Genomic DNA, 14,597 nt, shown 5'->3' with positions numbered 1-14,597 from the left:
CCGCCTTCCGGCAGCATCGAACTCATGCGAAACACTTTCCTTCGTTCGAACCCGGGCAGAGCGGAACCTGTTCGGACACGTTCGGGGAGTGGGGCGTCACTGAGGCTCGGCCGATGTGCCGGCCCGGCGGACCGGGTCGTAGGCGCGCAGGAAACCGCACATGCCCAGGGTCTGCCGGGGCGGTTGCGCGATACGCGAGACGGTCGCCTTGAACAGGTGGTTGAAGTCGCCGTTCCGCAGCGCGCTGATCTGCCACAGCGCCGCCTGTGCGGCGGCCAGCGCAGCGTCGTTGACTGTCTTCTCCCAGGCGTCCAGGCGTGGCTGGACGAGTCGCACGGCTGCCGCGCAGAAGTCCTCGTACGCCGAGCGGTTGCCGCGCCGCCACTGCCGCGTCAGCTCCCTGAACCCCTCGACGGCCAGGTCCCTGCGTTCCCGGGCGCGCTCGGGGGTGGGGTTGCCGTCGGCGTCGAGGAGCGAGGCCGCGTCCGGGTAGGTCTCGGCGGAGAGGTGCGCGGGCGGGAAGGTCATGACCGCATCACCCGCCTCGGGAAGGCCGCTGTTCTGCATGACGACGACCACCCGCAGGTCTTCGTCGTTGATGGCGCGGTGGATCGTGCCCGGGGTGAACCAGACCGTGTCTCCGGGGCGCAGCTCGGTCGTCGTGTGGCCCCTGTAGTTGAGGGTCTCCAGCCGACCGCGGCCACTGACCACGACGTAGCACTCCGCGCAGACGAGGTGCATGTGGGGGGAGCCGCCGTGTTCGTCGTCCGCCGTGGGCCAGGGGTACACGTCGAGCTGGCTGAGCCCCACGGCTCCGGGGAAGTCGGGGAGTGCGGTCATGGCGCGAACCTCTGGGCGATCGGCTCGAGTTCACGGCGGCCCACCGTGCGGTCGATGAACACGAAGCGGTGGCTCAGGCGAAGGATCTCACCGGGTTCGAGCTTGATCTCGGTGTCGAAGGCGGGCGACGGGTTGAGACAGGCGAAGGCGCTGCTGCGGGCGAACCACTTCAGCGGGACGGAGGCGCTGGTGGCGCCGGCGTAGGCGAGTACCGTGGCACCGCCGTCGATCTCGTCGTGCTCGCCGGTGATGGCCGCCCAGGCGCCCTGGGTGCCCATGACGGCGTCGCCTTCATGGCCCCCGTCGGCGATGACGTCCGCGCCGGTCCAGGCCCGGGGTCCGCGCCAGAACAGTCCTGTGTAGCCGGCGTTGGGGCGGCCGTGTGTGGTGGGGCTGCCCAGTGCCAGGGGCTCGTGGTGAACGTTGGTCAGGGCGGTGGTGAAGTCCAGTGCCCAGACACCGTCGTCGGTGTCGGCGCTGTGGAAGCGAAGGGTGCGGGTCTCGTCGATCCACACCTCGTCGCTGGAGGCGAACCAGTCCAGGGCCTGGACGACCGACACCTCGCTGCCGGTGTCGTCCTGCCGGTCGAAGGCGCGGTGTACCTGCTGGCCGTGGTTCTCGCGCCAGACGTAGCCATGGCCGGGCGCGCCATGTTCGAAGGTGGGCCCGCCCCAGAAGTTGTCGCCGGACAGGTGCGACCAGGTCATCTGCAGGCCCTTGTGCCAGCGGTGGTCCCAGGGCCGGTAGACACCCACGGGCGCACCGGAGAGGGTCTTCAACGGGTAGAGATACGGCTTGGGGGATTCCTCGAGCGGACTGTCCGGCCGGTAGACGTACGTGGCGAGCTCCGTGCCTGCGGCCGACACCACGAACTCGGTCCCGGCGTCGTCGTGCTCGATCCTGAAGTGGGCGTCAGACACCGGTTTTCTCCTTGGCGTCGTTGTCCTGGGCGGCGGCGAGGAGACCGTTCATGGAGTGGTAGTAGGGGTTGGCCGTGGTGATCATGTCCGGGGTGACGGCGCGCCCGGTCGTCGCCGACTCGTACAGGGCGGCGATGAAGGCCAGGGCGCGGCGACCGTCGTCACCACTGGTCTCCGGGCGTTCTCCGGCGCGCAGCGACCCCAGCAGTACGCGCAGTTGTGCGGCATGCGAACTGGCCTCGTCGTCGAGCGGTGCTCCCAGCTCTGCGGCCGTGGCGTCGGCCCGGTGGGGTGCGGGGGTCCACGTCCAGTGGGAGTTGTCGTAGCCGTAGAGGTGGGACAGCTCGACCGTGGCCTCCGGGAAGTCGAAGCGCAGGTAACTGGTCTCGCGGGGGGAGAGCAGGCTGTTGACCATGGACACCATGGCTCCATTGGCGAAGCGGACCATCGCCATGGAGACATCCTCGGTCTCCACATCGCGAGCCAACGTGCCTACGGCGGCGCGGACCTCGGTCCATTCCCCCATCAAGGACAGCATGAGGTCCATCTGGTGGATGCCGTGGCCCATGGTGGGACCGCCGCCCTCGGTCTCCCACTTGCCGCGCCACGGGACGTCGAAGTAGGCGTCGTCCCGGTACCACAGGGTGTGGCAGACACCGACCAGGGGAGCGCCGAGGCTGCCGGTGCGGATGTGCTCCCGCAGAGCCCGGGCGGCTGACCCGAACCGATGCTGGAAGACGTAGGAGGCGTACGGGCCGCCCTCGCGTTCGTGGGCGCTGACGGCGTCGTACTCGGCGACCGAAAGGGGGGGGCTTCTCGCACCACACCCACGCACCGGCGTCCAGGCAGGTGGTGACGGCCTCGCGGTGGGCGACCGGGGGAGTGCAGACGATGACGAGGTCGGGGCGCTCCTCCCGGAGCATCTGCCGGAGGTCGTCATATGCGGCGGGGATGTCCCACTGGGCGGCGAAGGCCTTGGCGCGTTCCTGGTCGACATCGACGACCGCGATGACGGTGGCTTCGCCGTTCTGGGCCTGGACGGCGGGCATGTGGCAGCCACCGGCAATGTTTCCGGCGCCGACAATCGCCACCCTCACAGGCTGTCTGTCCTCAGTCATGTGGCTCTCTCGTAGAAGCTGGGGTGCTGCGGTGGGCGCGGCACCGGGTCCTGGCCTCGGCGTGCCATGTCTCCCTCTCCGACACGTCGATGTGCCACCAGGGGCGTTCACGGGGGCGCGGTCGAACAGAGCGACATCGCGCGGATGAAGCCGGCGCTCGCCGACGTGACGTGGCAGCAGCAAGAACGTAGTGATCGGTCACCTTTGAGGTCAAGAGTTGCGTAGTGATCGTTCACATTTTGCTGTGAGAGTCTGACCCCCGCCAGGTCAGGCGCGGTGCGCCTTGAAGGTGAAGGCCACGCCGGATGCTTGACGGGGCCGAGCCCTACCGGGGGGCTGGGCCGCTCGAATCGCGCGGAACGATGCGGAACAGGTCGTCGACGTCAGTCACGGGCGCGGGCTCGCCGCGCAGGAGGGCGAGCAGTGACAGCATCGCCCGGCGGCCGACCTCTTCCTTGTTGATGTGCACCGTCGAGATGGCCGGCGAGAAGTACTGGGTGAACTCCTCGTTGTCCCAGCCGAACACGCTGACGTCCTCCGGGACGCGCCATCCACGGTCCTGGAAGCCGCGGATCACACCCATGGCGACGTAGTCGTTGGCGGCCAGCACAGCCGTCACGCCGGAATCGGGCGGCAGGTCCCGAGCGGTGTCGTATCCGGAGCGCATCGACCAGTCGCCGTCGATGACGCCGTAGGACTCCAGGCCCAGCCGCTCGATCGCCTCCACGTACACCGCACGCCGGTTGCGCGCCGAGGCCCACTCCTGCGAGCCGGCGACGTGGAGGAACCGGCGGTGCCCCTGGTCCGCGAGGTGACGCAGGATCTGTTCGGCGGGCCGCCCGTCAGCCAGCCGCCCGCGGGAGTGCAGATTGTCGTCGTACTCGCCCAGCACCACGACGGGCCGTTGCCCGGCCTCGGCGCCGCCGGGCATGTCCGCCAACGGCACCAGCGACAGCACGCCGTCCGCCTGCTTGGCGTCCAGCAGGGACATCACGCTCTGCGCTCGCCGCGACTCCCCGCCCTCCAGGCCGATGACGTCCGTCAGGTAGCCGGCCTCGTGCGCGGCGGCCGACGCACCCCTCAGCAAGGGAATCGGAACGAAGCTGCTCAGTTCGGGCAGCACGATGGTGATCCGGTTGGACCGCTGGGTGCGCATGGACCGCGCTATGAGGTTGGGCCGGTACTTCAATTCGGCCACGGCACGCTCGATCCTCGCTCGCGTCGCCGGCCTCATGCCGCCGTCGTTCTTGAGGTACCGGGAGACGGTCTGGTGCGACACCCCGGCCCTCCGGGCCACCTCCCAGATGGTCGCCCGCTTCTTCTCCGGTTCCGTTCCCGCCGCGGCGGCCCGCTCGGCCTTCCTCACGCGCAGGGGGCGTCCCGCCCGCTCGCACAGGAACTGCAGCAGTTGCGCACCGGACGCCTCCGCGGGCAGGCCGTAGGCACCGGCGAAGGACCCGATCCGCGCCGCCAAGTCGTCGACGTCCACCAGGCCACGGGAAGCGGCTTCGGCGACGACCGCGCCGACACGGGCGGCGTCGGCACGGACGCGCAGCAGGTCGACGACGGTCCGCCGCACCGTGGTGACGGGCAGGCCGTCGACGACGGTGATGTCCTCGGCATCCGTCCGCGCGCAGTGCAGCACCACGCTCTCGTCACGGGTGGTACGGCGTACCTGAACGGTCAGCTCTACGCGATCGGCAGGCCACTCGCCCAGTCCGTGCACCGCGCACGCGGAGGCGTGCGAGACGACGCCCGACCTGGGGCTCTCGGTGTCGCGGTGCCGCACCGGCGTCCTGGGATCCAGCCGCAGCCATGCGACCTTGACCCTCAGGTGCTCCGGCGGAGAGAAGGCGGCCATGCGGTACACCCCGTGGCCGACGCTCTCCAGCAGCCCGGCGCGCTCCAGCCTCAGGAGCTGTACTCCCTGCACGCCGTCCAGCTTCGCCTGGGCGGTGGTCACCAGGCCCCACTGGTCGGCGGCCCTGTCCTCCAGCGCCTTCAGCACATCAGCCTGCCCCATTCAGCAATCATTACACAGACGTACGTTCGAATATTTCGCGAGGACGGACACCCTCGGTGATCGGGGCCCGCCATGCACCGTGTACATATGTGACGGGCGCCCGAGACGACGGTGTCCGGTTCGCCGGCCGTCACGGCCGGCGAACCGGACACCCCGCTGATCAGACCACCCCGCGACGCGGGGGTACCGCCTACTTCGCTTCAAACACCCAGACCGTGCTCGTGTCCTGCGTTCCGGTGTTCCACTTCACCTCACCCGCCGAGGTCCTGTACAGGTACGCCCTTCCGGTCTGGTTGTTGTTCACGCGGAGCCCGCCTGTCGCAACCCCTTCCAGGGTCCACAGTGAGCTGGCCGAGATGGTGCCGGAATTCCAGATGACGCCGTTGTTGCTGGACACGGTTTCCAGGTAGTTGCGCCCCGTCCTGGCGTTCTTGATGGTCCAGGATCCGGACGAGTCCTGGGCGACGATCCAGTCCTGGTCGTCGTAGGTGCTCTTGGCCGCCAGCAGGACCGCACCGTTGAGGTCGGTGTCGAGGTACTGGCCCGAGGAGGAGTGCCTGAGCTTGTAGGTCGCGCCGCTGACCAGGTAGAGGACCCGCACGCATTCGCCGGCTGCCAGGTCGATGGCGGTGTTCCCCGAGACCGTGCTGTACGTCTTGGTGCCGGCCTTCACCCAGTTGTCGTTTGCGTCGTAGCGTCCGGCCTCGACGGACCGTACGACGCCGGTGGTGCCCGGCAGTGTGAACGTGGCCTGGGTCGTGGTGGTGAGAGCGAACTCGGCCGCACCGCGCCTGACGGCGAGTGCCTGCGCACCGCTCGATGTCGTGAACGTGATGTCCACGCCGCCCACGGGTTTGGTGGTGGTGGTGCTGGCGGTCGCGCTCCGGTTGAACGTCTGCAGGTTGGTTCCGCCGCGTTCCACCGGAAGCTTGCTGGCGAGGTCCCGATGGATCTTGTTCAGCACGTGGTTGAGCCGGGCGACCTTGTCCGAGACGGCCTTGCGGGTGACCACCTTGGTGGTGGGGTTGAAGTCGTACAAGCCGTGGTTGCTGCTGCCCGTGCTGGAGTCAGGGTCCAGGGCGGCGTACAGATTGAAGGCGGTGTTGCCGGCGATGCCGTTGAACTTCTCGACGTCCGCTGCCGGGGTTCCTCCGAAGTTCTCCATGATCATGGGGAAGTTCTTCCCCTGGGCCCAGACGGCGTCCCTCCCGTAGTTGTAGAGCGTGTCGAGGCCCGTGGTGTACGGGTCCTTCCCGAAGAAGTCGATGGTCGACGTCCCCTGGGCCCTGAGGACCTCGTTCTCGGCGACCGGCACCGTGTCCCCGCTGCCGGCGATATTGGTCCGGGTGTACACCGAGTAATCCGACTGCTTGATCACCTGTCCCAGCTGGGTCAGGTAGTTCAGCAGCACGTCCTTGCGGAACTTCGTCGCGTCGGTGTACCCGCCGCTGTTCCAGCGGTCCGTGCTGTAGGTGCTGTAGCTCCGGTCGATGGACGAGCCGCCCTGCTGCTTCGACACGTTCGGTTCGTTCAGCACCTGGATGCCGACGACGGTGTGAGCGGTGTCGGCGGACGCGAGGTGGGTCATGAGCCGGCCGAGTACGAACTTCTCCCTGGCGAGCAGGTTCGGGTCGGTCTTGTCCAGGAGAGGGTTGCCGTTCAGGACCAGCCTGGTGCCGTCGGACCTCACCACGAACTGGTAGTCGTTCATCACGTAGGCCGGCATCCGGGGCGCCATGGACGAACCGGTCGATTCGTGGCCGAACCACAGGAGTTCCAGCTTGAGGCCGTACTCCCCGCACCAGGCCAGGTACCGGTCGATGTCGGTGAAGTCGAAAACGTCCTTCGAGGTCTCCACCTTCGACCACCAGATCGGGATGTTCACCACGGTGAACCCGTCGTCGCGAATCATCCCGAGCACCGGCTTCAACTGGGCGTCCGTCCAGCCGAACGTGTACTTGTGCTTCTCGTACCGGAACTGGACCCCACTGTGGTAGAAGGGCTTGTCGTCAACCATCAGTACGAGCTTGTCGTACGTGGACTTCGAGGTGTCGACGTAGGACACCACGCCGGCCGCATGGGCCTGCGGGAGGCCTCCGACGAGATTGAGGGCGGCGCCTCCCAGGGTCACCGCCCCGGTTGTGGTGAGGAATCTGCGGCGGGACCACAGATCGCGGTTCGACGTCATTGGACTACCTCCGTGTTACGGCGATCAGCCGCCGAATGATGAAACTGCTGGTGTCGTCAGTCATGCGCTGGCGCGCGGACTCCCGGGGGAGAGCCCTGGAAGGTTTCCGCTCAGGAAGTCGGGCGGGTGGGTCAGGCTCCGCGCTTGAACTGCTGGTGGGTGCCGGTGCCGCAGGTGAACTGGACCAGCTTGGCGCCGTTGGTGGTGGACGCGGCGCTGACCTCCAGGCACTTGCCGCTGAGCCGGGAGACCAGGCGGACGTAGCCGTCGCCGGCGTCCTGGAGCTGCCACTGCTGGTTGGAGCCGCTGGAGCAGGGCCACTGGATGATCTTGTTGCCGTCGGCGGTGGAGTTGTCGGCCACGTCCATGCACTTGCCGCTGTGCTTGGCCATGAGCTGGACGTATCCGCTGCCGAGGTCCTTGAACCACCAGGCCTGGTTCATACCGCCGTTGCAGGTGTACTGGGTGAGCTGGATCCCGTTGTCCACGGACCTGCTCGGTACGTCGACGCACTTGCCGCTGTGGCGGGCGGCGAGGGTCTCCCACGGTCCGCCGACGCCGTCGACCTTGCCGGTGGCGGTGTCGATGGAGAGCTGCGGGAACCAGTCCATGGTCATGGTGGTGTCGGTGGGGAACTCCAGCGGCAGCCAGACGTACTTGGAGGCGTTCACGTTCTGGGCGAAGGAGTTGCCCCAACGGTCGCCCATGTACAGGTACTCGGTGCCGGAGGTGCCCTGCACGGGCAGGACGTAGGCGGTCTGGGAGCCGTACGCGGTGGAGTCGCCGATGTTCTGTGGCTCGCTCCAGGTGCCGGTGACGCTGCTGGCGGTGGCGTACTTCTGCTGGTTGGGGTTCCAGCCGGTGGCGCCGGAGGTGAGCAGGAAGTAGACGCCGTTGCGCTTGAACATCGCCGGGGCCTCACGCAGTTGGCCCGGCCACAGCAGCTGGACCCGGCTCTCGACGGTCAGGTAGTCGGCGCTGAGGCGGTAGACGTGCAGGTCGCGGTTGTTGTTGGCCGCGGAGATCATGTAGCCGGTGCCGTCGTCGTCCCGGAACAGCGTGATGTCACGGGACATGTAGCCCAGCGGGCGGAAGCTGCCCTGCCAGGTGTAGTCGCCGTCGACGGTGTCGGAGACGGCGACGGCCGCGCGGGCCTGGTTGTAGTCGCTGCCGTTCTCCTTGTGCATCCACATCACGAACTTGCCGGTGGTGCTGTTGAAAATCACCTTGGGCCGCTCGATGTTGGCGACGGCCAGCTCGGGGTCGGTCGCCTGGGTCAGGACGTGGCGTCTGAACTCCCACCTCTTCAGGTCGGTCGAGCGGTACGCGGAGACGTACCGGAAGGTGTTGTCCTCGTTGCGGTTCTCACCGAACCAGTAGTAGTACGAGCCGACCTTGATCACGCCACCACCGTGGGCGTGCACCACCGCACCCGTGGTGTCGGTGAACTGGGTGGCGTTTGCGATAGTGACAGTCGCCGCGTGTGCGCTGCCGGTCAGAAACGTCTGCGGCAGCAGGGCGATGAACAGGGTGAGGGCCAGGAGCCAAGCGCGGCGCATGGAATGTGCCTCCACTTTCGGGGTGCCGGTCGCGACACGAAGGCAACACGGCAGAACACAAGCGATCAAAAGCTGGCTGAAACCAACGATGCCGCACATCAGACTGGCGGAAATGCTTGTGTGTCAATGGGGTGAACGAGGTTAGTGCACCGCGGTTGGGGGTCGGCGGCGACCCCGCAGTGGCCGCAGCGGGGCCGGATCGGCTCGTTCTACGAGGTTGATGGCCCCAGCAAAGGTGAACGATCACGCGCAGACATCTTGACCATCAAGGTGATCGATCACTACCTTGCCTCTGCAGTTGTCGGGCTCCACGTCCTTCCCGGTGATTCTTACCACTGAGCAGGTACCACCGGCGAGCATCGTCGTGGGGCCCCGACGCGTCGGTGACGTGACCGCACAGCAATGCCGGCACACGGTCGCACCGCTGTTAAGAGGAGGCCGTCTTGGCAGGGCTGTCACTGTGGTGCGTCCGCCTGTGCCGCGCTGAGCGGCGAGACTTTCGGGCGGTGGGCGTCGCGTCCGCGCCGTTAGGTGTGGTGTGAGTCCGGGTGGCGGAGACCTGTCCGGCTCGGCGCCCTGCTCGGCTCCGCACGATCCGAGCCTGGCGAGTGCCGAGTCGGCTCGGTTCCAGCGAGCCGCGGATCCGAGGCGGACCACCCACCTTCCGCTGGCGCCATGGCCAGGACTTCTTCTCCTCACCGGGCACCGGTCGACATCACCGCAGATCAAGGGAGATCAACGTGCACACCGTCATAGGCAGACCGGGCTCCTGGCACCGAAAGTTGGCCGGCCCCCTCGTCGCCGGAGCCCTGCTCCTGTCGGCCCTCCTCACTCCTTCCGCCGCCTCGGCCGCGGAAACCCCCGGCGCGACGCTGATCAACGAGGCTTTCGAGGCCCAGACCGATCCCGCGAACTTCGGATTCCCGGTCGGAGCCGGGATCGGCAACGGCGTTCTGAGCGTCACGCAGAACATGGGCAACTACACGACTTCCGTGCGACCGTTCGTGTCGTCGACCCTGCACGAGAAGACGCTGGATCTGCGCTTCGACTGGAAGACGGACATCGCCAGCACCGCGATGAAAACCGGTATGGAACTGCGCGACGACAGCGGACGGCTCGTCTTCGGGATCGCCGCGACCGCCGCTGAACTCCGCTACGCCGTGACCGGGCCCGACTCGGACTCCACCTCCGCCCCGGACTCGCTCAACCCCACCTGGACCAAGATCGCTTTCGACCGGACCAAGTGGTACACGGTCGATCTGCACATGGACTTCACCCTCGGCAAGGTCCAGTACGCGATCATCAGCAAGGAGGCCGCGCCGAGAGTGATGGCCTCCGGGACGGGGGGCATCACGGGCAAGAACCTCGCCAAGCTCGTCGCCTGCAACTACTACGGAACCGGCAAGCAGTCGATCGACAACTTCCGGCTGGTCCGGCCCGCTAACTCCGCCTATGGATCCCTCGCCGGCAAATCCGTCTACGCTTTCGGCGACAGCATCGTCTTCGGGCACCAGTACTCGCGCAGCTTCCTGAACTTCGTCTCCGAACGTGAGGGAATGACGCTGACGAAGTACGCCAGGAACGGCGCGACCGTGGGTCCGGCGCCCAACGCCAGCGGTGGGCAGATCATCACTCAGGTACGGTCGGCCAGCTCACAGGCGCCCGATTTCGTCGTCTTCGACGGTGGCACGAACGACGCCATCGAGATCCACGACAATCTGACGTACGCGATCGGCACCGTCAGCGGCTCCAAGGATCCCACCACGTTCAACACGGGCACCTACGCCGGTGCTCTGGAGAACACCATCTACACGATGCGGCAGAAGTGGCCGGCCGCCCAACTCGTGTACGTGGCCGCCCACAAGATGGGCTCGCGTGACTGGGACACCCAGCTCGCCCTGCGCCAGATCAACCTGCAGGCCGCCCTGAAGTGGGGCGTTGCGGTCGCCGACGTCTTCGCGAACACGACGCTCGACACCCGTGTCGACGCCCAACGAGTGGCGTACACCTTCGACGGCCTCGTCAACGGCTACCCGGGCAGTGGCGGCAGTGGCACCCATCCGAACATCTCCGGCATCACCGATTTCTACGTGCCGGAGCTGACCGCCCAGCTGTCCCAACTCATCCCGACGACGATGAAGGCGCGACACTCGGGCAAGTGCGTCGACGTGGCCGGCTCCTCGACCGCCGACGGGGCCGCGGTACAGCAGTTGAGCTGCCAGGGCGGCGACAACCAGCAGTGGCGGTTGCGGAGCGTCGGTGAGGGCTACTACCAGATCGTCGCCCAGCACTCCGGGAAGTGCCTGGACGTGTCCTCGGCCTCGACGGCCAATGGTGCTGCGGTCATCCAGTGGACCTGCAAGGGCAGCACCAACCAGCAGTGGCAGCTGCAGGATGCCGGCAGCGGCTACGTCGAACTCGTCGCCCGCCACTCCGGGAAGTGCCTGGACGTGACCTCGGCTTCGACCGCGGACGGGGCCCGTCTGCAGCAGTTCGACTGCTTGGGCGGTCAGAACCAGCAGTGGAGCCTGGCGCTCTGAAGCGTCGTACCGGCGGCAGGCAGTTCGACCAACGGCAGTGACCGAACAGGTCGTTGCATGCCGCCGGTCAGGCACACCCGCAGTTGAACGCTGTGTGCCTCGGCCAGTAAGCGGCGCTTCGAGCCCGGCCATCGGCCGGGCTCGGACCGGCTTCACGGCTGCCGCGCCTCGGCGTGGCCGGCACACATAAGAGGCATGGATGGTGGTGGGGCGGGATGTCCAGGAGGCCGACCGCCCGCAGCAGGCCCAGCACGGGCTGCGGCCCGTGCTGGGCCGCAGCGCCTGCTGCCATTCGGCCGACCGCCGCCGGCAGTTGGAACCGGTAGCGAAGGCAACAAGATGGCGAGAGTTCATGACGAAGATAGTCGCGGTGGGCCCGGCAGTAGAGTACCGACGGCCATCAGAGGCGGAGAGAGGCGGCGGGGGCGGAACTGTGGACGCAGACGCGAGTGCGGAGCAATCGGAGCAGGACAAGAAACGGCCGAAGCCCCCGCGTAAGAAACGGCCCACCATCCTCGACGTCGCGGCGCACGCCGGAGTGTCCCATCAGACCGTCTCCCGCTTCCTGCGGGGGAACGGAGGTCTGAAGCCGCAGACGGTGGCGCGCATCGAACAGGCCGTGGCCGACCTGGACTACCGGCCCAACCTGGTGGCGCGGTCGATGCGTACCCGCAAGTCGAACCGCATTACGGTGGTCCTGCCGACCATGATCACCTTCGTGCCCTCGCAGATCCTGCGGGGAGCGTCGGCGGAGGCACAGGCAGCCGGTTACATGCTGGACATCGTCGGCTTGGAAGGCGACGAAAGGGCCCGGGGAGACCGTGTCCGTGCTCTGCTGGACTCCGGTCAGGCGGATGGAGTGCTGACCTTCACGCCCATCGGCGACATCGAACAGCTCGGACTCGAGCACACCCCGACCGTGGTCGTCGGTGAGTACGACGACCAGATGCGGTCCCACGGCATCACGGCGGACGGCGAGCCGGCCGCCAAAATCATCGACTACCTCGCCTCCATAGGCCATCGACGCTTCATCCATGTCGCCGGCAGCACGGACTGGATGTCGGCACGCAAGCGACGCGAGGTCTATCTGCGGACGATCGCGGAGCGCGGCCTGGAGAACTACGCCGTCATCGACGGTGACTGGTCGGTGAGGTCCGGATACGACGCGGCCCAGAGCCTGTCGGCGGATTCCGGCGTCACCGCGGTGCTCGCCGCGAACGACGACGTCGCCATGGGCGTCATACGCGGGTTCCAGGACCGCGGATGGCGGGTCCCGCAGGACGTGAGCGTCTTCGGCTGGGACAACCAGGAGTTCACCGCGTACTTCAATCCCTCCATCTCAACAGTGGAACTCGACCGCCAGGCCATGGGACGCCAGGCCATGAAGGCTTTGCTCGCCCGCATCCGCCAGGAGGCGGAGCCGGAACTCCACCTGGACCTCAACTCACACCTCGTGCTGCGCGAGTCGACGGGCCCGGCAAGGACCTCAGACATCCTCCGGTAGAGCTCCATCGCTCCCTCACCCAACTCCCAGGGGCGGCCCGTCGCATGGGCCCCCTACGTCTCCTCCACCAGCCAGGACGCGGCCGTCCGGGCAGGTTTCCATGCCCCCGCTGCCCTTCAGGAACGCGGCCAACCGATGAAGTCACACCGGGGGCGCAAGTGTTGTCGTACAGAGCCTTGACCGGAATGTGGTCCGTCATTACGCTCGCCGCGTGAACGTTCACTATTACTGACGTCACGGACCTCAACCCGGTGCGGTGCTCGCGGTCAACCCAGCGCAGCAGCCCGGTACGCCGATGACAAGGTTCAAGCGCACGTTCACAACCACTCTGGTCAGAGCCGCTGTAATCCGCCCGAGAGTTCGGCAAACCGGGGCGGCCACCCATCCGCACGGACCCCAGGAAGGCCTGTCTTCGTGGGCAGGCAAGCACCCGTGCCGCGCAGCCCCGCCGCACGGCGAGACGGCCGGAGCCGGGAGCCGGCTCTGCGGACACGACGTATCCCAGCGGGCGTACAGCCCAGGCATTTCAGCAGAGGAGCCCTCATCATGAACAACCCTTCCCGCCTGACCAGACGCACCCGACTGCGTGCCGCAGGGGTGACCTGTTCGGTCTTCGCCCTTGTTCTGTCCGCGGGCTGCGCCGGAGACTCCTCCTCCGGGAGCAACGGTAAGACCGTCATCCGGTTCAACTGGTGGGGGTCGGACGTCCGGCACGAGCAGACCAAGCAGATGATCGCGCTGTTCGAGAAGGAGCACCCGAACATCGACGTCGAGCCCCAGTACTCCAACTGGGACGACTACTGGAACAAGCTGTCGACCAGCGCCGCCGCCGGTGACATGCCCGACGTCCTGCAGATCACCGACCCGTTCATGTACTCCTACATCGACAACGGGCAGCTGATGGACCTGAAGAAGGTCAAGGAGACGCTGAACACCGACAAGCTGCCCCCGAACTCGATGGCGGCGACGACCGTGAAGGACGGCCTCTACGGCGTCCCGGCCGGCGACAGCGCGTTCGGCGTCGCCGTGGATCCCGCGGCGTTCAAGAAGGCCGGTGTGCCCATTCCGGACGACACCAAGTGGTCGTGGGACGACTACGTGAAGACCGCCACCGCCATCGCCAAGTCGAAGTCGAAACTGGTCGGCAGTGTGCTGCCTCTCTACCCCAACATGGTGGGCCCCTGGCTGCGGCAGCACGGTGAGGACTGGTGGACCGAGGACGGCAGCGAGATCGGTTTCACCGAGAAGAACATGGCCGGCTACTGGGAATGGGTCCTCAAGCTGCGTGACAGCGGTGGCACGACCAGCCCGGAGGCCGCGGTCGAGGCTCTGGCGTCGGGTGCCGGTATCGAGCAGAACCTGGTCGCCCAGCACAAGGCGGCCATGACCGAGATGTCCGTCACCCAGCTCGGCGCGCTCGAGACCGCCAGCGGGCGCGAGACCAAGCTGCTCCTCTTCCCCGGTGAGGACGGGGCCGCCCAGGTCGGCGCCTACACCAAGCCCGGTGTCTTCTACGGCGCCTCCGCGCGGACCGAGCACCCCAAGGAGGCCGCTCAACTGCTCGACTTCCTGGTCAACTCCCCCGAGGCGGCCAAGATCGGGAAGTTCGACCGAGGTGTTCCCGTCAACCCCGACGTGCTCAAGGCGATAACGCCCGAGCTGTCTCCTGCGGAGAAGCGGATCGCCGACTACCTGAGCCGTGCCAACGCCCTGAAGCCGACCCCGGTGCACAAGGCCAACCCGAAGGCCGGTCCTGCGGTCCCCGAGATCTTCCAGCGTCTCAACGAGGACGTGCTGTTCGACCGTCTGTCACCGAAGGCGGCAGCCAAGAAGCTCATCTCCGAAATCAAGTCCCAGCTCTGAGCAACCTCTTGCAGTAGCGCTTCCGAGAGGAATTCCCCGCTG

Annotated in this window: 9 protein-coding genes and 1 pseudogene; 3 read left to right on the top strand and 7 right to left on the bottom strand. The window is 67.1% G+C overall.

Translation table 11 applies throughout. The features are described from left to right. Nucleotides 1–96: 96 nt before the first annotated feature. The 7 genes and pseudogenes from PV963_RS01795 to PV963_RS01765 form a co-directional block, all read right to left on the bottom strand. A complete protein-coding gene (locus PV963_RS01795; RefSeq protein WP_274813838.1) occupies nucleotides 97–840 on the bottom strand; it encodes a cupin domain-containing protein in 744 nt (247 codons plus the stop codon). Continuing rightward, nucleotides 837–1,760: a PmoA family protein gene (locus PV963_RS01790; protein ID WP_274813837.1), complete on the bottom strand. Its 924-nt coding sequence runs from the start codon at nucleotides 1,758–1,760 to the stop codon at nucleotides 837–839. The genes PV963_RS01795 and PV963_RS01790 overlap by 4 nt, the downstream gene beginning before the upstream one ends. Further along, nucleotides 1,753–2,595: a Gfo/Idh/MocA family protein gene (locus PV963_RS01785; protein WP_274813836.1), complete on the bottom strand. Its 843-nt coding sequence runs from the start codon at nucleotides 2,593–2,595 to the stop codon at nucleotides 1,753–1,755. Before PV963_RS01785 ends, PV963_RS01790 begins: the two co-directional genes overlap by 8 nt. Before the next feature lie 34 nt (nucleotides 2,596–2,629). Then, nucleotides 2,630–2,809: pseudogene (locus tag PV963_RS01780) on the bottom strand (Gfo/Idh/MocA family oxidoreductase); the annotation flags it as partial. Between the two features lie 394 nt (nucleotides 2,810–3,203). Continuing rightward, on the bottom strand, nucleotides 3,204–4,901 hold the full coding sequence (locus tag PV963_RS01775; RefSeq protein WP_274813835.1) for a substrate-binding domain-containing protein: 1,698 nt from the start codon (nucleotides 4,899–4,901) through the stop codon (nucleotides 3,204–3,206). Between the two features lie 190 nt (nucleotides 4,902–5,091). Continuing rightward, nucleotides 5,092–7,089: a DUF4978 domain-containing protein gene (locus tag PV963_RS01770; RefSeq protein WP_274813834.1), complete on the bottom strand. Its 1,998-nt coding sequence runs from the start codon at nucleotides 7,087–7,089 to the stop codon at nucleotides 5,092–5,094. A gap of 131 nt (nucleotides 7,090–7,220) precedes the next feature. Continuing rightward, nucleotides 7,221–8,648 carry an RICIN domain-containing protein gene (locus PV963_RS01765; protein WP_274813833.1) on the bottom strand — a complete coding sequence of 476 codons (1,428 nt, stop codon included), beginning with the start codon at nucleotides 8,646–8,648 and terminating at the stop codon, nucleotides 7,221–7,223. 740 nt (nucleotides 8,649–9,388) lie between these two features. Here PV963_RS01765 and PV963_RS01760 point away from each other — a divergent pair. The 3 genes from PV963_RS01760 (at nucleotide 9,389) to PV963_RS01750 (ending at nucleotide 14,555) form a co-directional block, all read left to right on the top strand. Beyond that, nucleotides 9,389–11,188, top strand: coding sequence for an RICIN domain-containing protein (locus PV963_RS01760; RefSeq protein WP_274813832.1), 1,800 nt, complete (start codon nucleotides 9,389–9,391; stop codon nucleotides 11,186–11,188). Nucleotides 11,189–11,387: 199 nt separating this feature from the next. Next, on the top strand, nucleotides 11,388–12,692 hold the full coding sequence (locus PV963_RS01755; RefSeq protein WP_342456350.1) for a LacI family DNA-binding transcriptional regulator: 1,305 nt from the start codon (nucleotides 11,388–11,390) through the stop codon (nucleotides 12,690–12,692). A gap of 546 nt (nucleotides 12,693–13,238) precedes the next feature. Beyond that, nucleotides 13,239–14,555 (top strand): ABC transporter substrate-binding protein, encoded by a 1,317-nt coding sequence (locus PV963_RS01750; protein ID WP_274813830.1) that lies wholly within the window; start codon nucleotides 13,239–13,241, stop codon nucleotides 14,553–14,555. Nucleotides 14,556–14,597: the final 42 nt, after the last annotated feature.

This window comes from Streptomyces coeruleorubidus (assembly GCF_028885415.1).
GTDB classification, from domain to species: domain Bacteria; phylum Actinomycetota; class Actinomycetes; order Streptomycetales; family Streptomycetaceae; genus Streptomyces; species Streptomyces coeruleorubidus_A.
Note: the sequence above shows the minus strand (reverse complement) of the source record. Positions and strands in the feature narration are given on the sequence as shown.

Coding starts and splice junctions, on each gene's coding strand:
- PV963_RS01770 (WP_274813834.1), bottom strand. CDS start 7,089: ATGACGTCGAACCGCGATCTGTGGTCCCGCCGCAGATTCCTCACCACA.
- PV963_RS01775 (WP_274813835.1), bottom strand. CDS start 4,901: ATGGGGCAGGCTGATGTGCTGAAGGCGCTGGAGGACAGGGCCGCCGAC.
- PV963_RS01765 (WP_274813833.1), bottom strand. CDS start 8,648: ATGCGCCGCGCTTGGCTCCTGGCCCTCACCCTGTTCATCGCCCTGCTG.
- PV963_RS01750 (WP_274813830.1), top strand. CDS start 13,239: ATGAACAACCCTTCCCGCCTGACCAGACGCACCCGACTGCGTGCCGCA.
- PV963_RS01795 (WP_274813838.1), bottom strand. CDS start 840: ATGACCGCACTCCCCGACTTCCCCGGAGCCGTGGGGCTCAGCCAGCTC.
- PV963_RS01755 (WP_342456350.1), top strand. CDS start 11,388: ATGGTGGTGGGGCGGGATGTCCAGGAGGCCGACCGCCCGCAGCAGGCC.